The sequence below is a fragment of the Micromonospora sp. NPDC007230 genome (assembly GCF_042869115.1).
GTDB lineage: Bacteria > Actinomycetota > Actinomycetes > Mycobacteriales > Micromonosporaceae > Micromonospora.
The window spans coordinates 57,578-83,168 of record NZ_JBIAFE010000003.1 but is presented as its reverse complement, the minus strand read 5'-3'; the positions used below and the strand labels follow the sequence as shown (position 1 = coordinate 83,168).

Sequence of the window (25,591 nt, the reverse complement as noted above, 5' to 3'; positions counted from 1 at the left end):
CGTTGGGGCAGGCGGGGGACTTGTCCCGGTTTCGCCGACCTGACCCGGGGGTCAGTACCGCCGACGGTCGGCCCGGTGACCGCTGGTAACGTGGCGTGAAGCCCCGGTCCGGGCCGCCTGCGGCCCGCCGGAAGACCAGACATCCTTTAACGACCCGTCCCGTGAGGCGGGGAAGGAGGTCCGCCGTGGCCTACCCACCGGCTGCCCGTACGTCGCCGCCACGACAACCCTCGGTGAAGGTCATCCTCACCGCCGCCGACGTGTCGCGGGTGGTCGACCGCATCGCCCACCAGATCCTCGAGAAGACCCAGGGCGCCGCCGAGACCGTGCTGCTCGGCATTCCCACCCGCGGCGTCCCGCTGGCGAGGCGCCTCGCCGCCCGGATCAGCACCTTCGAGGACGTGACCGTTCCGGTCGGCGTGCTCGACATCACGCTCTACCGCGACGACCTGCGCCGGCATGCCACCCGCGCGGTCGGCCCGACCGACCTGCCCCCGGGCGGGATCGACGGCAGGCGGGTGATCCTCGTCGACGACGTGCTCTTCTCCGGCCGTACCGTGCGGGCCGCCCTCGACGCGCTGAGCGACGTCGGCCGCCCGGCCTCCGTGCAGCTCGCCGTCCTGGTCGACCGCGGCCACCGGCAACTACCCATCCGCGCCGACTACGTCGGCAAGAACATCCCGACCGCGCTCGCCGAGAGCGTCAAGGTCACCCTCGCCGAGACCGACGGCGCCGACGAGGTCAAGCTCTACGGGGGTAACCCGTCATGATCCGCCACCTGCTCTCCGGCGGCGACCTGGACGCGGCCACCGCCACCCAGATCCTGGACACCGCGGCCGAGATGGCCACCGTCGCCGGTCGCGAGGTCAAGAAGCTGCCCGCGCTGCGCGGCCGGACCGTGGTGAACCTCTTCTACGAGGACTCCACCCGGACCCGGATCTCGTTCGAGGCGGCCGCCAAGCGGCTCAGCGCCGATGTGATCAACTTTTCCGCGAAGGGTTCCAGCGTCACCAAGGGCGAGAGCCTGAAGGACACCGCCCTCACCCTGCAGGCCATGGGGGCCGACGCGGTGGTCGTCCGGCACCCGGCCTCCGGCGCCCCGCACCGGCTGGCGAACTGGGTGGACGGGTCGGTGGTCAACGCCGGCGACGGGACCCACGAGCACCCCACCCAGGCGCTGCTCGACGCGTACACGATGCGCGCCCGGCTGGGCCGGCTCGCCGGCCTGCACGTGGCGATCGTCGGCGACGTGCTGCACTCCCGGGTGGCCCGCTCCAACGTGCTGCTGCTCTCCACCCTCGGCGCCAAGGTCACCCTGGTCGGCCCGCCCACCCTCATCCCGGTCGACATCTCGCCGGCACTCGCGCCGGGCACCGACGTCTCCTACGACCTCGACGCCGTTCTACCCGGTGTGGACGTGGTGATGATGCTGCGGGTGCAGCGGGAGCGGATGAACGACTCCTACTTCCCCTCGGCCCGCGAGTACGCCCGCCGTTACGGGCTCGACGGGCCGCGCCTGCGCCGGCTGCCCGAGCACGCGATCGTCATGCACCCCGGCCCGATGAACCGGGGCATGGAGATCACGCCCGAGGTCGCCGACTCACCCCGCTCCACCATCGTCGAACAGGTCGCCAACGGGGTCTCCGTGCGGATGGCCGTCCTCTACCTGCTGCTCGGAGGGAACAACCGGTGACCGCGTACCTGATCCGGAACGTGAGTGTGGTCGGCGGCGCGCCGACCGACCTGCTGATCCGCGATGGCGTCGTGGCGGAGACCGGCGCGGGGCTGACCGCGCCGGACGCCACGGTGGTCGACGCCACCGGCCTGGTCGCCCTGCCCGGCCTGGTCGACCTGCACACCCACCTGCGCGAGCCCGGCCGGGAGGACGCCGAGACCGTCGAGTCCGGCTCCCGGGCCGCGGCCCTCGGCGGCTACACCGCGGTCTGCGCGATGGCCAACACCTCGCCGGTCGCCGACACGGCCGGCGTGGTCGAGCAGGTCTGGCGGCTCGGCCGGGAGGCCGGTCTGGTCGACGTGCAGCCGATCGGCGCGGTCACCGTCGGCCTGGCCGGCGAGCGCCTGGCCGAGCTGGGCGCGATGGCCGACTCGGCGGCCCGGGTGCGGATCTTCTCCGACGACGGGCACTGCGTCGCCGACCCGAAGCTGATGCGCCGGGCCCTGGAGTACGTCAAGGCGTTCGACGGGGTGATCGCCCAGCACGCCGAGGAGCCGCGGCTCACCGAGGGCGCGCAGATGCACGAGGGCGAGGTCTCCACCCGGCTCGGGCTGACCGGCTGGCCCGCGGTCGCCGAGGAGGCGATCATCGCCCGGGACGTGCTGCTGGCCGAGCACGTCGGCAGCCGGCTGCACGTCTGCCACGTCTCCACGGCCGGCAGCGTGGAGGTGCTGCGGCACGCCAAGGCGCGCGGGGTGAAGGTGACCGCCGAGGTGACCCCGCACCACCTGCTGCTCACCGACGAGGTCGTGAGCGGGCGGAGTGAGCTTGCGAGCCCCGCACTCGCGAACAACTGGAGCCCGGTGGCTCCCTACGACCCGGTCTACAAGGTCAACCCGCCGCTGCGGACCGCGGCCGACGTCGCCGCGCTGCGGGCCGCGCTGGCCGAGGGCGTGATCGACATCATCGCCACCGACCACGCCCCGCACGCGGTGGAGGACAAGGAGTGCGAGTGGGCGTACGCCCGGCCGGGCATGCTCGGCCTGGAGACGGCGCTGTCGATCGCCCTCGACGTGGTCGGCCCGCAGTGGGACCTGATCGCCGAGCGGATGTCCCGCGCCCCGGCCCGGATCGCCGGGCTGGACGGGCACGGCCTCGACCCGGCCCCCGGCGTGCCGGCCAACCTGACCCTGGTCGACCCGGCCGTCCGCCGCGTCATCGAACCGGCGGAGCTGGCCAGTCGCAGTCGCAACACCCCGTACGCCCGCATGACGCTGCCAGGTCGCATCGTGGCGACCTTCCTGCGCGGCGAGCCGACGGTCCTGGACGGAAAGGCAGTCAAGTGAGCGCGAGGAATGCAGCGAAGCGGAGTCCCGCAGTCGCGAACGAAAGGCCGGCACAGTGACCAAGCGCAGGCCCGCGATCCTCGTCCTCGAGGACGGGCGCACCTTCCACGGCGAGGCGTACGGCAGCGTCGGGGAGACCTTCGGTGAGGCGGTCTTCAACACCGGCATGACCGGCTATCAGGAGACCCTGACCGACCCCTCGTACCACCGGCAGGTGGTGGTGCAGACCGCGCCGCACATCGGTAACACCGGCGTCAACGACGAGGACGACGAGTCCGGCCGGATCTGGGTCGCCGGGTACGTGGTGCGGGATCCGGCTCGGATCGGCTCCAACTGGCGGGCCACCGGTGGCCTGGAGGACCGGCTCGCCGCCGAGGGCGTGGTCGGCATCAGCGGCGTGGACACCCGGGCGCTCACCCGGCACCTGCGCGAGCGGGGTGCCATGCGGGTGGGCATCTCCAGCGTCGACGACGACCCGGCCGCCCTCCTCGACCGGGTGCGCCGGTCGCCGCAGATGGTCGGCGCGGACCTCTCCGCCGAGGTGACCACCGTCGAGCCGTACGTGATCGAGGCGCAGGGCCCGCACCGGTTCACCGTCGCCGCGCTGGACCTGGGCATCAAGCGCAACGTGCCCCGCCGGCTGGCGGCGCGCGGGGTGACCACCCACGTGCTGCCCGCCACCGCCAGCATCGAGGACCTGCTCGCCACCGGGGCGGACGCGGTGTTCTTCTCGCCGGGCCCGGGCGACCCGGCCACCGCCGACGGTCCGGTGGCGCTGGCCCGGGAGGTGCTGACCCGGCGGATCCCGCTCTTCGGCATCTGCTTCGGCAGCCAGATCCTGGGTCGGGCACTCGGCTTCGGCACCTACAAGCTGGGCTACGGGCACCGCGGCATCAACCAGCCGGTGCTCGACCGGGCCACCGGCAAGGTCGAGGTGACCAGCCACAACCACGGCTTCGCCGTGGAGGTGCCCGGTGCGCAGGCCGGGGCGGTGGTCCCCGACCAGGTGATCGACACCGCGTTCGGCGGCGTCCAGGTGTCGCACGTCTGCCTCAATGACAACGTGGTCGAGGGGCTGCGGGCCAAGGATGTGCCCGCCTTCACCGTCCAGTACCACCCGGAGGCGGCGGCCGGCCCGCACGACGCGGACTACCTCTTCGACCGCTTCGCCGAGCTGATCGAGGGCCGCGGCCTCGACCTGAATCACAGTGAAGGCGGAAAGAATGCCTAAGCGGACCGACCTCAAGCACGTCCTGGTGATCGGCTCCGGGCCGATCGTGATCGGGCAGGCCTGCGAGTTCGACTACTCCGGCACCCAGGCCTGCCAGGTGCTGCGCAGCGAGGGGATCCGGGTCAGCCTGGTCAACTCCAACCCGGCGACGATCATGACGGACCCCGAGTTCGCCGACGCCACATACGTCGAGCCGATCACCCCGGAGTTCGTCGAGCTGGTCATCGCCAAGGAGCGTCCCGACGCGCTGCTGCCCACCCTGGGCGGCCAGACCGCGCTGAACACCGCGGTCGCCCTGCACGAGGCCGGGGTCCTGGAGAAGTACGGCGTCGAGCTGATCGGCGCCGACATCGAGGCGATCCGGCGCGGTGAGGACCGGCAGCTGTTCAAGGACATCGTCGCCAAGGCCGGCGTCCGGATCGGCCTCGACGACCCGTCCTCGCTGGTGCCCCGTTCCCGGGTCTGCCACTCGATGGCCGAGGTCGAGGAGACCGCCGCCGAGCTGGGCCTGCCGGTGGTGATCCGGCCGTCGTTCACCATGGGCGGCCTCGGCTCCGGCATGGCGCACACCGACGAGGACCTCCGGCGGATCGCCGGGGCCGGCCTGGCCGCCAGCCCGGTGCACGAGGTGCTCATCGAGGAGAGCGTGCTCGGCTGGAAGGAGTACGAGCTCGAGCTGATGCGCGACCGTCACGACAACGTGGTGGTGGTCTGCTCGATCGAGAACGTCGACCCGATGGGTGTGCACACCGGCGACAGCGTCACCGTGGCCCCGGCGATGACCCTGACCGACCGGGAGTACCAGCGGCTGCGCGACCTCGGCATCGCGGTGCTGCGCGAGGTCGGGGTGGACACCGGCGGCTGCAACATCCAGTTCGCGGTGAACCCGGCCGACGGCCGGATCGTCGTGATCGAGATGAACCCCCGGGTGTCCCGCTCCTCGGCGCTGGCCTCGAAGGCCACCGGCTTCCCGATCGCCAAGATCGCGGCGAAGCTGGCCATCGGCTACACCCTGGACGAGATCCCCAACGACATCACCCTGAAGACCCCGGCGGCGTTCGAGCCGACGCTGGACTACGTGGTGGTGAAGATCCCCCGGTTCGCGTTCGAGAAGTTCCCCGGCGCGGACCAGGAGCTGACCACCACCATGAAGTCGGTCGGCGAGGCGATGAGCCTTGGCCGCAACTTCACCGAGGCGCTGAACAAGGCGATGCGCTCGATGGAGACCAAGGCCGGCGGGTTCTGGACCCGGCCGGACCCCGAGGGCGCGACGAAGGAGAACACCCTCGCCGCGCTGCGCATGCCGCACGACGGCCGGCTCTACACGGTGGAGCGGGCGCTGCGGCTCGGCGCCTCGATCGCGGAGGTCGCCGAGGCGTCCGGCGGGATGGACCCCTGGTTCCTGGACCAGATCGCGGCGCTGGTCGAGCTGCGCGCCGAGATCGTCGACACCCCGGTGCTCGACGCCGACCTGCTGCGCCGGGCCAAGCGGGCCGGGCTGTCCGACCGGCAGCTCGCCGCGCTCCGCCCCGAGCTGGCCGGCGAGGACGGCGTCCGGGCCCTGCGCCACCGGCTGGGGGTACGCCCGGTCTACAAGACGGTCGACACCTGCGCCGCCGAGTTCGAGGCGACCACGCCCTACCACTACTCGACGTACGACCAGGAGACCGAGGTCGCGCCCTCGGACCGGCCCAAGGTGATCATCCTGGGCTCCGGGCCGAACCGGATCGGGCAGGGCATCGAGTTCGACTACTCCTGCGTGCACGCCGTCCAGGCGCTGCGCAGCGCGCCCATCGGCACCGCCCCCGCATCCGGTTCCGGCGCCGAAGGCGCCGGCTACGAGACCGTGATGGTCAACTGCAACCCGGAGACCGTCTCCACCGACTACGACACCGCCGACCGGCTCTACTTCGAGCCGCTGACCTTCGAGGACGTCCTGGAGGTCTGGCACGCCGAGGACTCCTCCGGCCGGGCGGCCGGCGGCCCGGGCGTGGTCGGCGTGATCGTGCAGCTCGGCGGGCAGACCCCGCTCGGCCTGGCCCGGCGGCTCAAGAACGCCGGGGTCCCGGTGGTCGGCACCTCGCCGGAGTCGATCCACCTGGCCGAGGAGCGGGGCGCGTTCGGCGCGGTGCTGGCCCGGGCCGGGCTGCGCGCTCCGGCGCACGGCACGGCCACCTCCTACGACGAGGCGAAGGCGATCGCCGACGAGATCGGCTATCCGGTGCTGGTCCGCCCGTCGTACGTGCTCGGCGGGCGGGGCATGGAGATCGTCTACGACGACGCCACCCTGCGCGACTACATCGGCCGGGCCACCGACATCTCGCCCGACCACCCGGTGCTGGTGGACCGCTTCCTCGACGACGCCATCGAGATCGACGTGGACGCGCTCTGCGACGCCGACGGCGAGGTCTACCTGGGCGGCGTGATGGAGCACATCGAGGAGGCCGGCATCCACTCCGGCGACTCGTCCTGCGCGCTGCCGCCGATCACCCTGGCCGGCTCGCACCTGGCCCAGGTACGCCGCTACACCGAGGCGATCGCCCGCGGGGTCGGCGTGCGCGGCCTGCTGAACGTCCAGTACGCCCTGCAGGGCGACATGCTCTACGTGCTGGAGGCGAACCCGCGGGCGTCCCGGACGGTCCCGTTCGTCTCCAAGGCGACCGCGGTGCCGCTGGCCAAGGCGGCGGCCCGGATCGCGCTCGGCGCCACCATCGCCGAGCTGCGCGCCGAGGGGATGCTCCCGCCGACCGGGGACGGGGGCACCATGCCGGCCGACGCCCCGATCGCGGTCAAGGAGGCGGTGCTGCCGTTCAAGCGGTTCCGTACGCCGGCCGGCAAGGGGATCGACGTGCTGCTCGGCCCGGAGATGAAGTCCACCGGGGAGGTGATGGGCATCGACACCAACTTCGGGCACGCCTTCGCCAAGTCGCAGTCCGCCGCGTACGGGTCGCTGCCGACCGCCGGCAAGATCTTCGTCTCGGTGGCGAACCGGGACAAGCGCGGGATGGTCTTTCCGATCAAGCGCCTGGCCGACCTGGGCTTCGAGATCGTCGCCACCACCGGCACCGCCGAGGTGCTGCGCCGGCACGGGATCGCCTGCGAGCAGATCCGCAAGCATTTCGAGGCCGGTGCGGGCGAGGATGCGGTGTCGCTGATCCTCGGCGGCGACGTGGCTCTGGTGGTGAACACCCCGCAGGGCTCGGGCGCGAGCGCCCGCTCCGACGGGTACGAGATCCGCAGCGCCGCGGTGACCGCGGACATCCCCTGCATCACCACGGTCCCCGGCGCCGCGGCCGCGGTGATGGGCATCGAGGCCCGCATCCGAGGCGACATGCGCGTCCGCCCCCTGCAGGACCTCCACGCCACCCTGCGAGCCGCCCAGTGACCGCCGGCACCCTCGCGGTGATCATGAGGTTGGCGGCGGTCGAGGAGATCGACATCGTCGTCCACCTCATGATCGACGGGGCCCGGGGCCGAGGAGGCGCGGGGTGATCTTCGAGCGGGTGGTGCGGCCGCAGTTGTTCCGGATCGGGGGTGGGGACGCCGAGCGGGCGCACGAGTGGACGTTGGACCGGCTGGCCTCCGTGTCGGGGCGGCCGGCCGTGCTGGCGGCGCTGCGGGCCCGCTACCTCTGGTCCGCGCCGCGCACCGTGTTCGGAGTGGACTTCCCGAACCCGGTCGGGCTCGCGGCCGGAATGGACAAGAACGGGGTCGCGTTGCCGGCCTGGCCGGCGCTCGGCTTCGGCTTCGTCGAGGTCGGCACCGTCACCGCGCACGCTCAGCCGGGCAACCCCCGGCCCCGGCTGTTCCGGCTGCGGGACAGCGAGGCCGTGGTCAACCGGATGGGCTTCAACAACGCCGGCGCGGAGGCCCTCGCGGCCCGGCTGACGGCGCTGCCACGCCCGATCGGCGTACCCCTGGGGATCTCGCTCGGGAAGTCCAAGGTGACCCCGCTGGACGAGGCGGTCGAGGACTACCTGGCGTCCTACCGGGCGCTGCGGGAGCACGGCGACTACTTCGCGGTCAACGTGTCCTCGCCGAACACCCCCGGCCTGCGGTCCCTGCAGGACCGGTCCCACCTGGACGCGCTGCTGGCGGCGCTGGTGGGGGAGAAGCCGGTGCTGGTGAAGATCGCGCCCGACCTGACCGAGCCGGCCATCGCCGAGTTGCTGGCGGTCTGTCTCGACCGGGGCGCGGCCGGGGTGATCGCCACCAACACCACCCTGGCCCGCGACGGGCTCGCCCCGGCCGACCGGACGCGGGGTGCGGAGACCGGCGGCCTGTCCGGCCGGCCACTGGCCGCGCGGGCCCGCGAGGTGGTCGCCTTCGTGCACCGGGAGACCGGCGGCCGGCTGCCGGTGATCGGGGTCGGCGGCATCCTCGACCCGGACGACGCGACCCGGATGTTCGACGCCGGCGCGAGCCTGGTCCAGCTCTACACCGGTTTCATCTACCGGGGTCCGGCCCTGGTCCGGTCGGTCGCCCGGGCAGCCGCGCCGGCGACGGTGCCGGCCGGCCACCGGTGAGGCGAGGGCCGGGCGGGGAAGCTGCGCCCGGCCCGACGCGCGGCCCGGCCGCGAGGAGACGAAGGAGAGCCCGATGACGCCCGAGGAGATCCTCGCCACCGACCGCAGGCACGTCTGGCACCCGTACGCGGCGCTGCCGCCGGCCAGCCCGCCCTACGTGGTGGAGAGCGCCCGGGGCGTACGGCTGCGGCTGGCCGACGGCCGGGAGTTGGTGGACGGGATGTCGTCCTGGTGGGCGGCGATCCACGGCTACCGGCACCCGGTGCTGGACGCGGCCGTCACCGACCAGCTCGGCCGGATGAGCCACGTGATGTTCGGCGGCCTCACCCACGAGCCCGCGGTACGCCTCGCGCGGACCCTGGTCGAGCTGGCCCCGGACGGCCTGGAGCACGTCTTCCTGGCCGATTCCGGCTCGGTCAGCGTGGAGGTGGCGGTGAAGATGTGCCTCCAGTACCAGCGGGCCACCGGGCGGCCGCAGCGCCGCCGGCTGGGCACCTGGCGGGGCGGCTACCACGGCGACACATTCCACCCGATGAGCGTCTGCGACCCGGAGGGCGGCATGCACCACCTCTGGGGGGACGTGCTGCCCCGGCAGGTCTTCGCGCCGGTGCCGCCGGGCGGCTTCGACACCCCGCCCGACCCGGCGTACGAGGCGGCCCTGGTCGACGCGGTGGAACGCCACGCCGACGAGCTGGCCGCGGTGATCGTGGAGCCGGTGGTGCAGGGGGCCGGCGGGATGCGGTTCCACCACCCGCACTACCTGCGGGTGCTGCGCGAGGTGACCCGGGCGCACGGCATCCTGCTGGTCTTCGACGAGATCGCCACCGGCTTCGGCCGGACCGGGACGACGTTCGCCGCCGAGCACGCCGGGGTCGCCCCGGACGTGCTCTGCGTCGGCAAGGCGCTCACCGGCGGCTACCTCACCCTGGCCGCCGCGCTCTGCACCGCCGAGGTGGCCCACGGCATCTCGGCCGACGGGGTGCTGGCGCACGGTCCGACCTTCATGGGCAACCCGCTCGCCTGCGCGGTCGCCAACGCCTCCCTGGGCCTGCTGGCGGCCGGGGACTGGGCCGGGCAGGTGGCGAGGATCTCCGCCGGGCTGCGGGCCGGCCTGGCGCCGCTGCGCGACGCCCCGGGCGTGGCCGACGTCCGGGTGCTCGGCGCGATCGGCGTGGTCCAGCTCGACCACGAGGTGGACCTCCCCCGGGCGACCGCCGCCGCGGTGGCGCAGGGCGTGTGGCTGCGGCCGTTCCGGGACCTCGTCTACACCATGCCGCCGTACGTCACCGACGACGCGGACGTGGCGCGGATCGTGGCCGGCATCGAGGCGGCGGTCAAGGCGGGCTGAGCCGGCCCGCTGGCCGCCCCCGGCGGCCCGCCAGGGACCCGCGCCGGCACACCTCGGCGGCGGCCCTCGACGGGACGCGTGGGCGGCCGGCGGCGGCGCACAGCACGGACGGCCGACCCGGGGACGGGCGGCGACAGGGTGACACCGACGCACGCCGCGGCGCGACGCCGCGCGACGGAGAGGGAGAGACGCGATGGAGACCTTCGGCGCCCGCCTGTACCGGGCCGTGGCGGAGCGGGGACCGCTCTGCGTGGGTATCGACCCGCACCCCGGGCTGCTGGCCCGCTGGGGGCTGGCTGACGACGTCGCGGGCCTCGACCGGTTCAGCCGGACGGTGGTGGAGGCGATCGGTGACCGGGTCGCGGTGGTTAAGCCGCAGTCGGCCTTCTTCGAGCGTTTCGGGTCCCGCGGGATCGCCGTGCTTGAGTCAACTATCCGACAGTTGCGGGAGGCGGGCGCGCTCGTTCTCCTCGACGTCAAGCGGGGCGACATCGGTTCCACGGTCAGCGCGTACGCCGCGGCGTACCTCGATCCATCCAGCCCGATGTATGTCGATGCGGTCACGGCGAGCCCGTACCTGGGGGTGGGGTCACTCGCGCCGATGTTCGAGCTGGCCGCCGCGCACGGTGGCGGCGTCTTCGTCCTGGCGCTCACCTCGAATCCCGAGGGCGCCGCCGTGCAGCGGGCCGTCGCGGCCGACGGGCGCACCGTGGCGCAGACCGTGATCGACGAGATTTCCCAGCTCAACCGGGGTGCCGAGCCGCTAGGCAGCCTCGGGCTGGTGGTCGGCGCGACCATCGGGGACACCGGTCACGACCTCTCCGCCGTGCACGGTCCGCTGCTCGCCCCGGGGCTCGGCGCGCAGGGTGCCACGGCGGCCGACCTGCGCACCGTGTTCGGGTCCAGCCTGCCGTCGGTGCTGCCGTCGTACTCCCGTGAGGTGCTGCACGCCGGGCCCGAGGTGGCCGCCCTGCGGGCCGCCGCCGAGCGGGTGCTGGCGGAGTGCCGGACGACCCTCGCCACTTCATGACTGACTGACGGCTCGGTCACTTTACGTTGATCTTCGCGCGTCCACGTTGCCGAAAACTCCGTTGCCCGCTAGTTTTCCCCGCGCTGGGAACCACGGACCCCTTTGGTTGCCAGCGACACCACGTTTCACAGAAGCGACGGTGCGCTCCGCCCGTCGCGCTAGGGACCTGAGGAGAACTGGTGCCGCTCCCGTCACTGACCCCCGAGCAGCGCGCTGCCGCGCTGGAGAAGGCCGCGGAGATCCGCAAGGCCCGTGCGAAGCTGAAGGAGGACCTCAAGCAGGGCAAGACCAGCCTTGCCACCGTCCTCGAGCAGGCCGAGGCTGACGACGTCGTCGGCAAGCTGAAGGTGTCGGCCGTCCTCCAGGCGATGCCGGGCATCGGCAAGATCCGGGCCACCCAGATCATGGAGAAGCTCAAGATCGCCGACAGCCGTCGCCTGCGCGGCCTCGGCGAGCAGCAGCGCAAGGCTCTGCTTGGAGAGTTCGCCGCCAACTGAACGCCGTAGGCGTGTAGAAACAAGCGGTGAGCACGGATGACGAGGCGCGCCCGGCGGCTCGGCTCACTGTCCTGACCGGACCTTCGGGGGCCGGGCGGTGCAGTGTCGTCGAGCAGGTCCGGGCGCGCTTTCCGTTGGTGTGGGTGCCGGTGGTCGCCACCACCCGACCCCCGTGCCCCGGTGAGGTGGACGGCGTCGACCGGCTCTTCCTCGACCCCGCCCGGTTCGACCGGATGATCGCCGCGGACGAGCTGCTGGAGTGGAGCCGGATCGGGCCGTACCGGCGGGGCGTGCCGCGGGAGGGTGTCCGGTCCCGGCTCGCCGAGGGCCGGCCGGTGCTGCTCCCGCTGGACCTGCCCGGTGCGCTCGCCGTCCGGGCCGCCGTGCCGGACCCGCAGCTGGTGCTCCTCGCCCCGCCCGGACACCGGCCGGACCCGGCCGTGGCCGCCGCCCTCACACACGCCGTGGCGCACGACCGGACCGAGCGTGCGGCGGACGAGCTGGTAGGCTTGCTCGGTTCTTCCTTCCTGGCTCCGGCCCAACCGCGCCCGAGCGGTTGAGAGGCCACCGCCTCCGGGCGGTGCATCAAGACGCAGAGGTTTATTCGTGGGATCCATCGCCACCAACCCCGAGGGCATCACCAACCCGCCGATCGACGAGCTCCTCGAGAAGACGACCTCGAAGTACGCGCTGGTGATCTTCGCCGCCAAGCGCGCGCGCCAGGTCAACGCCTACTACAGCCAGCTCGGTGAGGGCCTGCTGGAGTACGTCGGCCCGCTCGTGGAGACCACCCCCCAGGAGAAGCCGCTCTCCATCGCCATGCGCGAGATCAACGCGGGTCTGCTCACCGCCGAGCCGACCGACCAGCCGTAGCACCCGCCCGCGTCGATGTCCGCCGAGATCGTCCTCGGGGTCGGCGGCGGCATTGCCGCCTACAAGGCGTGTGAGCTGCTCCGGCTCTTCACCGAGTCGGGTCACCGGGTCCGCGTCGTGCCGACCGCGTCGGCGCTCCGGTTCGTCGGGGCGCCGACCTGGGCCGCGCTCTCCGGCCAGCCGGTCGCCGACGACGTCTGGTCGGACGTGCACGAGGTGCCGCACGTGCGCCTCGGTCAGCACGCCGATCTGGTCGTGGTGGCTCCCGCCACCGCCGACCTGCTCGCCAAGGCCGCCCACGGGCTCGCCGACGACCTGCTCACCAACACCCTGCTGACCGCCCGCTGCCCGGTGGTGCTCGCCCCGGCCATGCACACCGAGATGTGGGAGCACCCGGCCACCGTCGCCAACGTGGCGACCCTGCGGTCGCGGGGCGTGCGGGTGATCGAGCCGGCGGTCGGCCGGCTGACCGGCAAGGACACCGGCAAGGGTCGGCTGCCCGACCCGGCGGAGATTTTCGCGGTCGCCCGGCGGGCCCTCGCCCGGGGCGTCTCCGCCCCGGCCGACCTGGCCGGCCGGCATGTGGTGGTCACCGCCGGCGGCACCCGCGAGCCGCTCGACCCGGTCCGCTTCCTCGGCAACCGCTCCTCCGGCAAGCAGGGCTACGCGTTCGCCCGCGCCGCCGTCGCCCGGGGCGCCCGGGTCACCCTGGTCTCCGCCAACGTCACGCTCGCCGAGCCGGCCGGCGTGGACCTGGTCCGGGTCGGCACCACCGAGGAGCTGCGCAAGGCGACCCTCGAGGCGGCCGCGGACGCGGACGCCGTGGTGATGGCCGCCGCGCCCGCCGACTTCCGGCCGGCGACCTACGCGCCCGGAAAGATCAAGAAGGCGGACGACGGCAGCGCCCCCACCATCGAGCTGGTCACCAACCCCGACATCGCGGCGGAGCTGGGCCGGCGCCGCCGGCCGGAGCAGGTGCTGGTCGTCTTCGCCGCCGAGACCGGCGACGCCGAGGCGAACGGCCGGGCCAAGCTCGCCCGCAAGCGGGCCGACCTGATCGTCATCAACGAGGTGGGCGTGGACAAGGTCTTCGGCGCCGAGACCAACGCCGCCACGGTGATCGGGGCGGACGGTGCGGTGCACCGACTGCCCGAGCAGCCCAAGGAGGACCTGGCCGACGCGGTCTGGGACCTCGTGGTCGCCCGGCTGTTTGAGCAATCCTGACGGTTGGTCACCGCGCATTCCAGGGGTCACCCTGGGAGACAGGTGACTAAACTGCCGCCGAGCGACCTTTTCAAAGACTTTTCACATGCTTAGGAGTGCCGTGACACGTCTCTTCACGTCCGAATCGGTCACGGAAGGCCACCCGGACAAGATCGCCGACCAGATCAGTGACGGCATCCTCGACGCGCTGCTCGCCCAGGACCCGCACAGCCGGGTCGCGGTCGAGACCCTGATCACCACGGGTCAGGTCCACGTCGCCGGTGAGGTGACCACCAAGGCGTACGCGGACATCCCGACCATCGTCCGGGACACCATCCTGGAGATCGGGTACGACTCGTCGAAGAAGGGCTTCGACGGCGCCTCCTGCGGTGTCAGCGTCTCCATCGGCGCCCAGTCGCCGGACATCGCCCAGGGCGTGGACAACGCGTTCGAGCTGCGTACCGGCTCGTCGGAGAGCGCGCTCGACGCGCAGGGCGCCGGCGACCAGGGCATGATGTTCGGCTTCGCCTGCTCGGAGACGCCCGAGCTGATGCCGCTGCCGATCGCGCTCGCCCACCGGCTGGCCCGCCGCCTCGCCGCGGCGCGCAAGGACGGCACGATCCCGTACCTGCGGCCGGACGGCAAGACCCAGGTGACCATCGAGTACGACGGGCTGCGCCCGGTCCGGCTCGACACCGTCGTGGTCTCCAGCCAGCACGCGGCCGACATCTCGCTCGACTCGCTGCTCACCCCGGACATCCGGGACCACGTGATCACTCCCGAGCTGGAGGGCCTGGGTCTCGACATCGACGGCTACCGGCTGCTGGTCAACCCGACCGGGCGCTTCGAGATCGGCGGCCCGATGGGTGACGCCGGCCTCACCGGCCGCAAGATCATCGTCGACACGTACGGCGGCTACGCCCGGCACGGTGGCGGCGCCTTTTCCGGCAAGGACCCGTCCAAGGTGGACCGCTCGGCCGCGTACGCGATGCGCTGGGTGGCCAAGAACGTGGTCGCCGCCGGCCTCGCCGAGCGCTGCGAGGCGCAGGTCGCGTACGCGATCGGCAAGGCCCACCCGGTCAGCCTCTTCATCGAGACCTTCGGCACCGAGACCGTGCCGGTCGCCTCGATCGAGAAGGCCGTCGCCGAGGTGTTCGACCTGCGCCCGGCCGCGATCATCCGGGACCTCAACCTGCTCCGCCCGATCTACCAGCAGACCGCCGCGTACGGCCACTTCGGCCGCGAGCTGCCAGACCTGACCTGGGAGAGCACCGACCGGGCCGCCGACCTCAAGTCGGCTGCGGGAGCCTGACCGCGACCAGGCGCAGCGACCGGCGACCCGCCGACGGGTCGCCGGTCGCTCGCGTCTGCGTGGACCTGCCCCTGGCCCACCTCGACCGGCCGTTCGACTACCTGGTCCCCGCCGAGCTGGACGCCCAGGCGCGGCCCGGGGTGCGGGTGAAGGTGCGCTTCGCCGGCCAGCTCGTCAACGGCTGGCTGCTGGACCGGGTGGCGGAGTCCGACCACCCCCGGCTGGCGTACCTGGAGAAGGTGGTCTCGCCGGTGCCGGTGCTGGCGCCGGAGGTCGCCCGGCTGGCCCGCGCGGTCGCCGACCGGTACGCCGGCAGCCTCGCCGACGTGCTCCGGCTCGCCGTGCCGCCCCGGCACGCCCGGGTCGAGAAGGACGTCACCGCAGCCGCGCCGCCCGGCGACGCCGACGACCTGTCCGCCGCGGCTGCGACGACCGGCGATGCCGACGACCCGGCCGCCGTGGCTGCGACGACCGGCGATGCCGGCGACCTGTCCGCCGTGGCTGTGACGACCGGTGATGCCGGCGACCTGTCCGCCGTGGCTGCGACGACCGGCGATGCCGACGACCCGGCCGCCGTGGCTGTGACGACCGGCGATGCCGGCGACCTGTCCGCCGTGGCTACGCCGCCCGGCGATGCCGACGACCCGGCCGCCGCGGCACCGACCGGCGACGCCGACGGTACGGGCGCGGGAGGCGCCACCGCGGCGGCGACCGGGGCCGGTCCGCCGGCCGCCGAGATGGTCGCCGGGCCGTCGTCGCAGGCGGTCGCCCGACCGTCCGCGCCGGCCGGCGGCGACCGGACCAGCGTGGACCCGCGCGGGTGGCGGGACTATCCGGCCGGGCCGGCCTTCCTGCGGGCGCTCACCGACGGGCGGGCGGCGCGCGCGGTCTGGTCCGCACTGCCCGGGGAGGACTGGGCGGCCCGGTACGCGGACGCGGTCGCCGCCACCGTGGCCGGTGGCCGGGGCGCGCTGGTCGTGGTGGCCGACGCCCGGGACCTGGACCGCCTCGACGCCGCCCTGACCGGCACCCTCGGGCCGGGACGGCACGTCTGCCTCTCCGCCGCGCTCGGCCCGGCCCGGCGCTACCGGGCCTTCCTCGCCGCCCTGCGGGGCGACGTGCCCGTGGTGATCGGCACCCGGGCGGCGATGTTCGCCCCGGCCGGGCGGCTCGGCCTCGTGGCGATCTGGGACGACGGCGACGACCTGCACGCCGAGCCCCGGGCGCCGTACCCGCACGCCCGGGAGGTGCTGCTCACCCGGGCCCAGCTCGGCGCGGCGGCGGCGCTGGTCGGCGGGTACGCGCGCACCGCGGAGGCGCAGCTGCTGGTGGAGACCGGCTGGGCCCGTGAGGTGGTCGCCGACCGGGCGACCGTACGGGCCCGGGTGCCGGCGATCGCGCCGACCGGGGACGACCCGCAGCTGGCCCGGGATCCCGGCGCGGCCTCCGCCCGGCTGCCCAGCCTGGCCTGGACCAGCGCCCGGGACGCGCTCCGCGCCGACCTGCCGGTGCTGGTCCAGGTGCCCCGCCGGGGCTACCTGCCCTCGGTCGCCTGTGCCGACTGCCGGACGCCGGCCCGCTGCCCGCACTGCGCCGGGCCGCTCGCGTTGCCGGCCGCCGACGGGGTGCCCGCCTGCCGCTGGTGCGGCCGGGTCGCCGCCGCGTACGCCTGCCCGGAGTGCGGTGGACGGCGGCTGCGCGCCGCGGTCACTGGCGCCCGGCGGACCGCCGAGGAGTTGGGGCGCGCCTTCCCGGGGGTGCCGGTCCGCACCTCCGGGCGGGAGGAGGTGCTGAGCACGGTGCCGGGCGGGGCGGGCCTGGTGGTCGCCACGCCGGGCGCGGAGCCGGTCGCCGAGGGTGGCTACGGGGCGGTGCTGCTGCTCGACTCGTGGGCGCTGCTCACCCGGGCCGACCTGCGGGCCGGGGAGGAGGCGCTGCGCCGCTGGCTGGCCGCGGCCGCGCTGGCCCGACCGGGCGCGACGGGCGGCCGGGTGGTGGTGGTCGCCGACGGCGCCCTCGCCCCGGTGCAGGCCCTGCTGCGCTGGGACGCGGCCTGGTTCGCCGTCCGGGAACTGGCCGAGCGCCGTGAGCTGGGTTTCCCCCCGGCGGTACGGATGGCCAGCGTCACCGGTGTGGCGGACGCGGTGGCGGACCTGCTCGCCGGGGCCCGGCTGCCGGACGGCGCGGAGGTGCTCGGTCCGGTCCCCGCCGACGAGGGGCGGGAGCGGATGCTGGTCCGGGTGCCCCGGGCCCGGGCGGCCGCGCTCGCCGATGCGCTGCACGAGGCGGCCGGACAACGCAGCGCCCGGAAGGCCGCCGACCCGGTCCGCCTCCAGGTCGACCCCCTCAGCCTCTTCTGATCACCCCGCACCCCGCCTCCCACCGCCCCGCGCTCCGCCGGCCGCGCCGCTCGCCACGAGGGCAGACCGAGGCACGCTCGGGAAGCGTGGCCGTCCGGCGTCGGATGGCCACGATTTCCGGGAATCTTCGGGTGTTTCGGCAGGTCCGCAGAGGCGTGCCGCACACCTCGTCCGGCAAATGGGTAGAGACTGCGTGATAGCATCGCCCGTCATGCCCGGGGGCGCGACGCAGGCGAGAGCGCGGTGACGACGGCGCCAGGTCGTGGCGCGGCGTCAGGCGCGCCGAGCTGGGGTTGTCGGGGGCGACGCCAAATCGATGATGTCAATCAGCCGGTGAGCAGGGGTGGACCAGTCGTGACCGTCCGTCAATCGATCGTCTTCAACGGTGACCTCGGCAGCGGCAAGAGCACCGTCTCCGTCGAGATCGCCAAGCGGCTGGGGCTGCGCCGGGTCAGCGTCGGTGACCTCTACCGGCAGATGGCCCAGGAGCGGCAGATGACCGCCCTCCAGCTCAACCTGCACGCCGAGCTGGACCAGGCCGTCGACGGGTACGTCGACCAGCTCCAGCGGGACATCGCCGCCTCCGGCGAGCGCCTGGTGATGGACTCCCGGCTGGCCTGGCACTTCTTCACCGACGCGCTCAAGGTGCACATGATCACCGAGCCGACCGAGGCGGCCCGGCGGGTGCTGGCCCGCCCGTCCGGCCCGGCCGAGAGCTATACCTCGCTGGAGGAGGCCCGGGCCAAGCTCCGGGAGCGCAGCGAGAGCGAGCGCGGCCGGTTCCTGGTCCGGTACGGCGTCGACAAGGCGCGGCTGCGCAACTACGACCTGATCTGCGACACCACCCGGGCCACCCCAGAGCAGGTGATCCAGCACGTCATCGACGTGTTCGAGGGACGGCTCGGCGAGGACGTGCTGCGTGAGGGCCAGCCGTTGCTGCTGCTGGACCCGGCCCGGGTCTACCCGACCGAGGACATCGCCACCCTGCGGGGCCTCTGGGACTCCGAGTTCGTCGGTGACGTGGCCGAGGCCGGCGACGAGGCCCTGGAGCCGCTCACCATCGGCTACACCGGGGAGTACTTCTTCGTGGTCGACGGACACCGCCGGCTCAGCGCCGCCCTGCAGAACGGCTTTCCGCTGGTGCCCGCCAAGCTGGTCGCCGAGGTCGACGAGCCGGTCGTCGGCGGGATGAGTGCGGTCGACTACTTCGCCGCCCAGGTCAACCCCAGCCTGATCCACGACTGGGCGGCCGCCCACGGGATCGCGCTGCCGCTGCCCGAGCACGCCCTGCTCGGCGGGGACGCGGTGTTGGCCGGGGAGCCGGGCGCCGGCGCCTGAGCAGGGGCGGCGTCCTGGCCGGGCCGCCCGAGCGCCGGGTCCGGCTTCGCGCGGCTACGCCACGCTGCCCGTCACCCTCGGTGACGGCGTCACCGAGGGTGACGGGTCGCCGGGCGCCGATCGCGGTACGCCGGCCGAGGCGGCAGGGGCGACTCCGTAGACTGGTACGGCACCACTCGTTTCAGACAAGGAGCCACTCCGCGTGACCGTTCAGCCCATCCGTCTGTTCGGGGATCCGGTGCTGCGCACGCCGGCCGACCGGGTCGTCGACTTCGACGCCGAGCTGCGCAAGCTGATCGCCGACCTGACCGACACGATGCGCGAGCAGAACGGTGCCGGCCTGGCCGCGCCGCAGCTCGGGGTGGGCCTGCGGGTGTTCACCTTCGACGTCGACGACGTCCTCGGGCACCTGGTGAACCCGGTGCTGGAGTTCCCCGACGAGGAGGAGCAGGACGGCCCGGAGGGCTGCCTGTCCATCCCCGGGCTCTACTTCGACACGAAGCGCCGGCAGAACGTCATCGCCAAGGGCTTCAACGGCTACGGGGATCCGCTGCAGATCGTCGGCACCGGCCTGATGGCCCGGTGCGTGCAGCACGAGACCGACCACCTCGACGGGGTGCTCTTCGTCGACCGCCTCGACCCGGCCGGCCGGAAGGCGGCCATGAAGGCGATCCGCCAGGCCGAGTGGTATGACGCGGGCGCCCCGCCGACCGTCAAGCTCAGCCCGCATGCCGCCGGCAACCCGTTCGGCCTGGGGCGGTGACCGGGTGCGTCTGATCTTCGCCGGCACGCCGGCCGTCGCCGTTCCCGCCCTGGACGCCGTCGCCGCGTCCCGCCACGAGCTGCTGGCCGTGGTGACCCGTCCCGACGCGCCCGCCGGCCGTGGCCGCGGCCTGGTCCGCTCGCCGGTCGGCGCCTGGGCCGACGCGCACGGCGTCGAGGTGCTCACCCCGACGAAGCCGCGCGAGCCCGAGTTCCTGGACCGGCTCCGCGAGCTGGCCCCGGACTGCGTGCCGGTGGTCGCGTACGGGGCGCTGGTGCCGCCGGTGGCGCTGGAGATCCCCCGGCACGGCTGGATCAACCTGCACTTCTCGCTGCTCCCCGCCTGGCGGGGCGCGGCTCCCGTGCAGCACGCGGTGCTGCACGGCGACGAGGTGACCGGCGCCAGCGTCTTCCAGTTGGAGGCGGGGCTGGACACCGGCCCGGTGTACGGCACGCTCACCGACGAGATCCGCCCCACCGACACCTCCGGAGATCTGCTGGAGCGGCTCGCCCACGCCGGCGCGGGCCTGCTGGTGGCCGTCCTCGACGCGCTCGAGCACGGGACCGCCCGGGCCGAGCCGCAGCCCGCCGACGGGGTGTCCCTCGCGCCGAAGCTGACCGTCGAGGACGCCCGGGTCCGCTGGGCCGACCCGGCGTTCGCCGTGGACCGGCGGATCCGCGCCTGCACCCCGGCCCCTGGCCCGTGGACGACCTTCCGCGGCGAGCGGGTGAAGCTCGGCCCGGTCACCCCGGTGGCCGGCGGCCCGGAGCTGAAGCCCGGCGAACTGCTGGTCGAGAAGTCCCGCGTGCTGGCCGGCACGGCCACCGTCCCGGTGCGGCTCGATGAGGTGCGGGCGGCCGGCAAGAAGGCCATGTCGGCGAGCGACTGGGCGCGCGGCGCCCGGGTCGTCGCCGGCGAGGAGTTCGCGTGACGGGGCCCTCCGAGCCCCGGGACGAGCGCTTCTCCGCGGGCGGGCCGCGCGGCGGGTCGGCCCGGCCGCCCGCCGGTGACCGCGCGGGACGGCCCCGCGACGCCGAGCGCTCCGGCGGTGGCGAGCGCGGTCCGCGGTACGCGCCCGACGACGCCGGCCGCTCCGGCGGTGGGCGCGGCGCGGGGCGGTACGCCGGTCCCGAGCGCTCCCGAGAGGGCCGCCGGCCCGTCGGCGGCGAGCGGGCCGAGCGCCCGGCCCGGCCGGGGGAGCGGTCGCCGCGCGAGGGGCGCTTCGGCGCCGGCCGCCGGCCCGGCCGGCCGGCCGTCGACCTGCCGCGGCACGTGGCGTACCAGGCGATCGCGGCGGTGCACCGGGACGACGCGTACGCCAACCTGGTGCTGCCGGCCATGCTGCGCGACGAGGGGCTGACCGGCCGGGACGCCGCCTTCGCCACCGAGCTGACCTACGGCACGCTGCGGCACACCGGCACCCTGGACGCGATCATCACCGACGCCGCCGGCCGGGACGTGCAGCGGATCGACCCGCCGGTGCGGGACGCGCTGCGGCTCGGGGCGTACCAGCTGCTGCACACCCGGGTCCCGGCGCACGCGGCGGTCTCCTCGACCGTGGACCTGGTCCGGGCGGTCGGCCCGGGCGCCACCGGCTTCGCCAACGCGGTGCTCCGCGAGGTGGCCACCCGCGACCTCGACGGCTGGGTGGCGAAGCTCGCCCCGTCGGAGCAGACCGACCCGATCGGGCACCTGGCACTGGCGTACAGCCATCCGCAGTGGATCGTCCGGGCCTTCGCCGAGGCGCTCGGCGGTGACCTGGGTGAGACGAGGCGGCTGCTCATCGAGGACAACGAGCGCCCGCCGGTGCACCTGTGCGCCCGGCCCGGCCTGGTCGACCCGATCGAGCTGGCCGACGAGGTCGGCGGGGCGCCGGGTGCCTTCTCGCCGTACGCCGTCTATCTGCCCGGCGGTGCGCCGGGAGAGCTGCCGGCGGTGGCCGAGGGACGCGCCCACGTCCAGGACGAGGGCTCCCAGCTGGTGGCGAACGCCCTGGCGGTCGCGCCGCTGGACGGCCCGGACGGCCGCTGGCTGGACCTGTGCGCCGGGCCCGGCGGCAAGGCCGGCCTGCTCGGCGCCCTCGCCGCGCAGCGCGGCGCCCGGCTCACCGCGGTCGAAGTGGCCGAGCACCGGGCGCGGCTGGTCGTGCAGGCCACCCGGGGTCTGCCGGTGAACGTGCTGAACACCGACGGGCGGACGGTCGGCTCGGATCCGAAGCTGCCCGAGGACCACTTCGACCGGGTGCTGGTCGACGCCCCGTGCACCGGGCTCGGCTCGCTGCGCCGGCGGCCCGAGTCCCGCTGGCGCCGGCAGCCGTCCGACCTGCCGCCGCTGACCCGCCTGCAGCGGGAACTGCTCACCGCGGCGCTGCGCGCGGTCCGTCCGGGCGGGCTGGTCGCGTACGTGACCTGCTCGCCGCACATCGTGGAGACGCACGTGACGGTGACCGAGGCGTCCCGCCGGGCGGGGTTCCCGGTCGACTTCGTCGACGCCCGGCCGCTGCTGCCAGCGGGTATGCCGGGGCTCGGGGACGGGCCGACCGTGCAGCTGTGGCCGCAGCGGCACGGCACCGACGCGATGTTCCTGGCGGTGCTGCGGAGGGGTTGAACAGCCACGTCCGGTGCCGCCTGGAGCAGGCCCTGACCGACCTTTCCTGGGCCCCACGCCTTCCCCCGGGTAGCCTCCGCGGCCCGGGGGTCGCGTGTCTCTTCTGCGCCCGGGACTTGACGACGTGAACGAATCAGGTCGTGGTGGGCGGCGTGGTGCGGGCTGGCGGCTGACCTGAGTCGTCTGCGTCATCAAGTTCGTCGGCACTGTGGCGTCAGCTGGCCGTGCCGCCGGCGGCAGACCCTTGACGGGCTTTTGGAGCTGATGTCGCCAACGGCTCAACCGGTTCGCCCGGTGCCTGGGAAGGGCCCGGCCGGTGAGTCGTTCGTGATGTCAGCTCCACAGGCGGACTTCGGTTATGGCGCGGGGCGCGGGGCGCGCCCTGGCGAAGCACGCGGGATGTGACACCCCGTTGACTGCCAGATCGATGTATGTCACTGTTCCGGTCGCCGGTCAGTCGACGTCGAGGCTCCCATCGGAGCCCACCGGTCGTGCCACTCCCGCTCCACTCCGCCCCGCCGACCCCCACGAGGAGTCCACATGAGACGCCGCACCCCGACCGCGGGCCTCACGCTCGCCCTCTTCGCCGCCGTGACGGCGGCCCTGACCGGTGCCCCCGCCTCCGCCGTCCCCGCGCCGGTGGCCGCTGCGCCGGTGGCCGCCGTGCCGGCCCGCGCCCTCGCGGCCCCGGACATCTCGGTGACCAACGTGCAGGCCCACCTCACCCAGTTCAACACCATCGCCACCAGCAACGGGGGCAACCGGCGGGCCGGCTCGGCCGGCTACACCGCCTCGGTCGCCTACGTGAAGGGCAAGCTCCAGGCCGCCGGCTACACCGTCACCGAGCAGACCTGCACCACCTGCACCTACCCCGGCAGCAACCTGATCGCCGAGTGGCCGCAGGGCCCCGCCGACCAGGTGGTCATGTTCGGCGCTCACCTGGACAGCGTCTCCGCCGGCCCGGGGATCAACGACAACGGCTCCGGCTCGGCGACCCTGCTGGAGAACGCGCTGGTGCTCGCCGCGCAGAACCCGACCGTGACCAAGCGGGTCCGGTTCGCCTGGTGGAACGGCGAGGAGCAGGGCCTGCAGGGCTCGAAGCACTACGTCAACCAGCTGACCACCACCCAGCGGGGCTACATCAAGGGCTACTACAACTTCGACATGGTCGCCTCGCCCAACGGCGGCTACTTCATCAACCGGGTCACCTCCACCACGGCCGCCCCGCTGAAGGCGTACTGGGACTCGCTCAACCTCCAGCCGGAGGAGAACACCGAGGGGCAGGGCCGGTCCGACGACTACTCGTTCGCCAACGCCGGCATTCCCACTTCCGGCTACGCGGCGGGTGCCAGCTACACCAAGACCGCGGCGCAGGCCAGCAAGTGGGGCGGCACCGCGGGGGCGGCGTACGACGGCTGCTATCACCGCTCCTGCGACACCACGAGCAACATCAACGCGACCATCCTCAACCGCGCCGCGGACGGGGTCGCGTACGCGATCTGGCAGCTCGCGGTCGGCGGCACCCCGACCAACGACTTCTCCGTCGCGGTGAGCCCGACCTCGGGCAGCGTGGCCCGGGGCGGCACCACCACCGCGACCGTCAGCACCGCCACCACCAGCGGCAGCGCCCAGCCGGTCAGCCTCTCCGCCACCGGCGCCCCGAGCGGGGTCACCGTCTCGTTCAGCCCGTCCTCGGTCACCTCGGGCGGCTCGGCCACGATGACCGTCTCCGCCTCGTCGACCGCCGCCACCGGCACCTGGACCATCACGGTGACCGGCACCGGATCGGTCACCCACAGCACCAGCTACACCCTCACCGTGACCGGCACCGGCGGCTGCGCCGGCGGGCAGCTCATCGGCAACAGCAGCTTCGAGTCCGGCACCACCCCGTGGACCGCCAGCTCGGGCGTGATCACCAGCTCGTTGAACCAGCCGGCCCGCACCGGGTCGTACAAGGCGTGGCTGGACGGGTACGGCACCAGCCACACCGACACGCTCTCGCAGTCGGTGACCCTCCCGACCGGCTGCGCCAGCTACACGCTGGCCTTCTGGCTGCACATCGACACCGCCGAGACCACCACGACCACGGCGTACGACAAGCTGACCGTGCAGGTCGGCACGACCACGCTGGCGACATACTCGAACCTGAACGCCGCCGCCGGCTACCAGCAGCGCACCGTCAACCTGGCCGGATACGCCGGTCAGACGGTGACGCTGAAGTGGACCGGTGTGGAGGACGCCTCCCTGCAGACCAGCTTCGTCCTGGACGACGTGACGCTGCAGGTCGGCTGACCGGTCGACGGGGCGGGGCCGACGGGGTCGGCCCCGCCCCGCGCGGCTCAGCGGACCGGCAGGGCCTTGCTGCCGGCACCCTTCAGCGATTTCGTCAGCGTGCGGTCCGACACCCAGAGGAAGCACTGCACGCCCCGGTCGCCGTTCGTCCACTCCTCCTCGAAGGGGTGGTAGATGATCGTGCCGGACCGGTACTGCATGTCGCTGTTGTTCGGCACCTTGACGTACTTCGCGATCAGCCCCTGGCACGCCTTGTGCGCCCGCAGCGAGGTGCGCTTGAACTCGGCGTACGTGATGTCGGGGAACTGGTAGACCCCGACGAACTCGGCGTGGTGCTTGGCCGTGCAGGCGACCGGCTGCATCTGCTCGATGTCGTCCTTCTTGAGCTTCGGGTTGTAGCAGCCCAGGGTCAGCGGGGATCCCGGCGCCAGGGCGCCGCGCAGGCTGGCGGTCCGGGCGGTCACGCTGCGGTCGTCCAGGCTGGCCACCTCGGAGAGGTCGCAGCGGAACCAGCGGGCCCCGCCGGCCCAGGCCGGCGGCGACGGGAAGACGACGGAGAGTTGCAGCCGTCCCGACCGCCAGTCGGCCCCGACCGCCTTGCTGACCCGCCCGTCACACTCCTCGTGCGCGGTCCGCATCCCGGTGGACCCGGCGCGCGGGGGCGTCCCCCGGTCGGCGTCCGGGCCGGTCAGCGTGCCCACGTGCAGCGTCTCGCTGCGGTGCGACGCGGTGCAGTCGACCGGGTTGTAGCCGCTGAGGTAGCCGATGTCCTGGATCGTGGGATGACAGATCCCGGCCTCCGGCAGGAAGGCCTTGGCCGCCGGAACTGCGGGCCAGTCGTCGGTCAGGTCCCGGTCCACCCCCGCCGGCGCGCCGCATCCGGCGAGCGCCAGCGCCACCGTCATGCCGACGGCGAGCGCCGTCCCCCATCGCCGCATCGCGCACCGACCTCCCCGTCGCCGACCGCCTGCTTTCGACCGTTTCCGGCTCGGCGCGCGCCGCGCCGCGACCCCGGAACGGTCGACTGCCACGGCGCTGCAGCATACGGCACCGGCGCTCAGATTACGGGGTGTCCCTCCGGGCCGGCTGTCGTGACCGTCCCTGTTGGAGTGTTGCCGTCTTCCGGTCGTCCGGCCAGTGGCGGATGGCTTTTCGTGCCAAGTTCCGGCATTCGACGGATTGGTGCCGCA

Annotated in this window: 20 protein-coding genes; 19 read left to right on the top strand and 1 reads right to left on the bottom strand. The window is 73.8% G+C overall.

Translation table 11 applies throughout. The features are described from left to right. Positions 1-185: 185 nt before the first annotated feature. The 19 genes from pyrR (at position 186) to ACFYML_RS05500 (ending at position 24,401) form a co-directional block, all read left to right on the top strand. Complete coding sequence (gene pyrR / locus ACFYML_RS05590; RefSeq protein WP_387419462.1) at positions 186-770, top strand: bifunctional pyr operon transcriptional regulator/uracil phosphoribosyltransferase PyrR; 585 nt, start codon at positions 186-188, stop codon at positions 768-770. After that, entirely contained in the window at positions 767-1,693 is a 927-nt protein-coding gene (locus ACFYML_RS05585) for an aspartate carbamoyltransferase catalytic subunit (RefSeq protein ID WP_357442647.1), read from the top strand. Before pyrR ends, ACFYML_RS05585 begins: the two co-directional genes overlap by 4 nt. Continuing rightward, the gene (locus ACFYML_RS05580) at positions 1,690-3,021 is read left to right on the top strand and encodes a dihydroorotase (RefSeq protein ID WP_357442649.1); all 1,332 of its coding nucleotides are present in this window, start codon (positions 1,690-1,692) and stop codon (positions 3,019-3,021) included. Before ACFYML_RS05585 ends, ACFYML_RS05580 begins: the two co-directional genes overlap by 4 nt. Before the next feature lie 55 nt (positions 3,022-3,076). Beyond that, complete coding sequence (carA, locus tag ACFYML_RS05575) at positions 3,077-4,252, top strand: glutamine-hydrolyzing carbamoyl-phosphate synthase small subunit (RefSeq protein ID WP_387419461.1); 1,176 nt, start codon at positions 3,077-3,079, stop codon at positions 4,250-4,252. Further along, on the top strand, positions 4,245-7,637 hold the full coding sequence (gene carB / locus ACFYML_RS05570; protein WP_387419460.1) for a carbamoyl-phosphate synthase large subunit: 3,393 nt from the start codon (positions 4,245-4,247) through the stop codon (positions 7,635-7,637). Before carA ends, carB begins: the two co-directional genes overlap by 8 nt. A gap of 103 nt (positions 7,638-7,740) precedes the next feature. Then, positions 7,741-8,778: a quinone-dependent dihydroorotate dehydrogenase gene (locus ACFYML_RS05565; protein WP_387419459.1), complete on the top strand. Its 1,038-nt coding sequence runs from the start codon at positions 7,741-7,743 to the stop codon at positions 8,776-8,778. Positions 8,779-8,851: 73 nt separating this feature from the next. Further along, complete coding sequence (locus tag ACFYML_RS05560) at positions 8,852-10,126, top strand: adenosylmethionine--8-amino-7-oxononanoate transaminase (RefSeq protein WP_387419458.1); 1,275 nt, start codon at positions 8,852-8,854, stop codon at positions 10,124-10,126. Positions 10,127-10,319: 193 nt separating this feature from the next. Next, positions 10,320-11,156 (top strand): orotidine-5'-phosphate decarboxylase, encoded by an 837-nt coding sequence (gene pyrF, locus ACFYML_RS05555; protein WP_387419457.1) that lies wholly within the window; start codon positions 10,320-10,322, stop codon positions 11,154-11,156. Positions 11,157-11,335: 179 nt separating this feature from the next. Next, a complete protein-coding gene (gene mihF, locus ACFYML_RS05550) occupies positions 11,336-11,653 on the top strand; it encodes an integration host factor, actinobacterial type (RefSeq protein ID WP_357442661.1) in 318 nt (105 codons plus the stop codon). A gap of 26 nt (positions 11,654-11,679) precedes the next feature. Beyond that, entirely contained in the window at positions 11,680-12,213 is a 534-nt protein-coding gene (locus ACFYML_RS05545) for a guanylate kinase (protein WP_387419456.1), read from the top strand. 46 nt (positions 12,214-12,259) lie between these two features. Then, on the top strand, positions 12,260-12,526 hold the full coding sequence (gene rpoZ / locus ACFYML_RS05540) for a DNA-directed RNA polymerase subunit omega (protein WP_013285517.1): 267 nt from the start codon (positions 12,260-12,262) through the stop codon (positions 12,524-12,526). 15 nt (positions 12,527-12,541) lie between these two features. Continuing rightward, positions 12,542-13,750, top strand: a complete 1,209-nt coding sequence (gene coaBC / locus ACFYML_RS05535) for a bifunctional phosphopantothenoylcysteine decarboxylase/phosphopantothenate--cysteine ligase CoaBC (RefSeq protein ID WP_387419455.1) — start codon at positions 12,542-12,544, stop codon at positions 13,748-13,750. Between the two features lie 85 nt (positions 13,751-13,835). After that, on the top strand, positions 13,836-15,041 hold the full coding sequence (gene metK / locus ACFYML_RS05530; protein WP_387419454.1) for a methionine adenosyltransferase: 1,206 nt from the start codon (positions 13,836-13,838) through the stop codon (positions 15,039-15,041). After that, positions 15,038-17,401, top strand: a complete 2,364-nt coding sequence (locus ACFYML_RS05525; protein WP_387419722.1) for a primosomal protein N' — start codon at positions 15,038-15,040, stop codon at positions 17,399-17,401. The genes metK and ACFYML_RS05525 overlap by 4 nt, the downstream gene beginning before the upstream one ends. Positions 17,402-17,755: 354 nt before the next feature. After that, positions 17,756-18,739 (top strand): AAA family ATPase, encoded by a 984-nt coding sequence (locus tag ACFYML_RS05520; RefSeq protein ID WP_357442671.1) that lies wholly within the window; start codon positions 17,756-17,758, stop codon positions 18,737-18,739. A gap of 202 nt (positions 18,740-18,941) precedes the next feature. Continuing rightward, positions 18,942-19,502: a peptide deformylase gene (def, locus tag ACFYML_RS05515; RefSeq protein ID WP_073835274.1), complete on the top strand. Its 561-nt coding sequence runs from the start codon at positions 18,942-18,944 to the stop codon at positions 19,500-19,502. A gap of 4 nt (positions 19,503-19,506) precedes the next feature. Continuing rightward, complete coding sequence (gene fmt, locus ACFYML_RS05510; protein ID WP_387419453.1) at positions 19,507-20,433, top strand: methionyl-tRNA formyltransferase; 927 nt, start codon at positions 19,507-19,509, stop codon at positions 20,431-20,433. Continuing rightward, the gene (locus tag ACFYML_RS05505) at positions 20,430-22,109 is read left to right on the top strand and encodes an RsmB/NOP family class I SAM-dependent RNA methyltransferase (RefSeq protein WP_387419452.1); all 1,680 of its coding nucleotides are present in this window, start codon (positions 20,430-20,432) and stop codon (positions 22,107-22,109) included. Before fmt ends, ACFYML_RS05505 begins: the two co-directional genes overlap by 4 nt. 540 nt (positions 22,110-22,649) lie before the next feature. Next, positions 22,650-24,401, top strand: coding sequence for a M28 family peptidase (locus ACFYML_RS05500; RefSeq protein ID WP_387419451.1), 1,752 nt, complete (start codon positions 22,650-22,652; stop codon positions 24,399-24,401). A gap of 47 nt (positions 24,402-24,448) precedes the next feature. Here the strand turns inward: ACFYML_RS05500 and ACFYML_RS05495 are convergent, their stop codons facing one another. After that, complete coding sequence (locus ACFYML_RS05495) at positions 24,449-25,339, bottom strand: septum formation family protein (RefSeq protein ID WP_387419450.1); 891 nt, start codon at positions 25,337-25,339, stop codon at positions 24,449-24,451. Positions 25,340-25,591: the final 252 nt, after the last annotated feature.

Excerpts from the sequence above, each read along its gene's own strand:
- ACFYML_RS05495 (WP_387419450.1), bottom strand. The coding sequence starts at position 25,339 with ATGCGGCGATGGGGGACGGCGCTCGCCGTCGGCATGACGGTGGCGCTG.
- pyrF (WP_387419457.1), top strand. The coding sequence starts at position 10,320 with ATGGAGACCTTCGGCGCCCGCCTGTACCGGGCCGTGGCGGAGCGGGGA.
- ACFYML_RS05585 (WP_357442647.1), top strand. The coding sequence starts at position 767 with ATGATCCGCCACCTGCTCTCCGGCGGCGACCTGGACGCGGCCACCGCC.
- metK (WP_387419454.1), top strand. The coding sequence starts at position 13,836 with ATGCTTAGGAGTGCCGTGACACGTCTCTTCACGTCCGAATCGGTCACG.
- coaBC (WP_387419455.1), top strand. The coding sequence starts at position 12,542 with ATGTCCGCCGAGATCGTCCTCGGGGTCGGCGGCGGCATTGCCGCCTAC.
- ACFYML_RS05500 (WP_387419451.1), top strand. The coding sequence starts at position 22,650 with ATGAGACGCCGCACCCCGACCGCGGGCCTCACGCTCGCCCTCTTCGCC.
- carB (WP_387419460.1), top strand. The coding sequence starts at position 4,245 with ATGCCTAAGCGGACCGACCTCAAGCACGTCCTGGTGATCGGCTCCGGG.
- ACFYML_RS05560 (WP_387419458.1), top strand. The coding sequence starts at position 8,852 with ATGACGCCCGAGGAGATCCTCGCCACCGACCGCAGGCACGTCTGGCAC.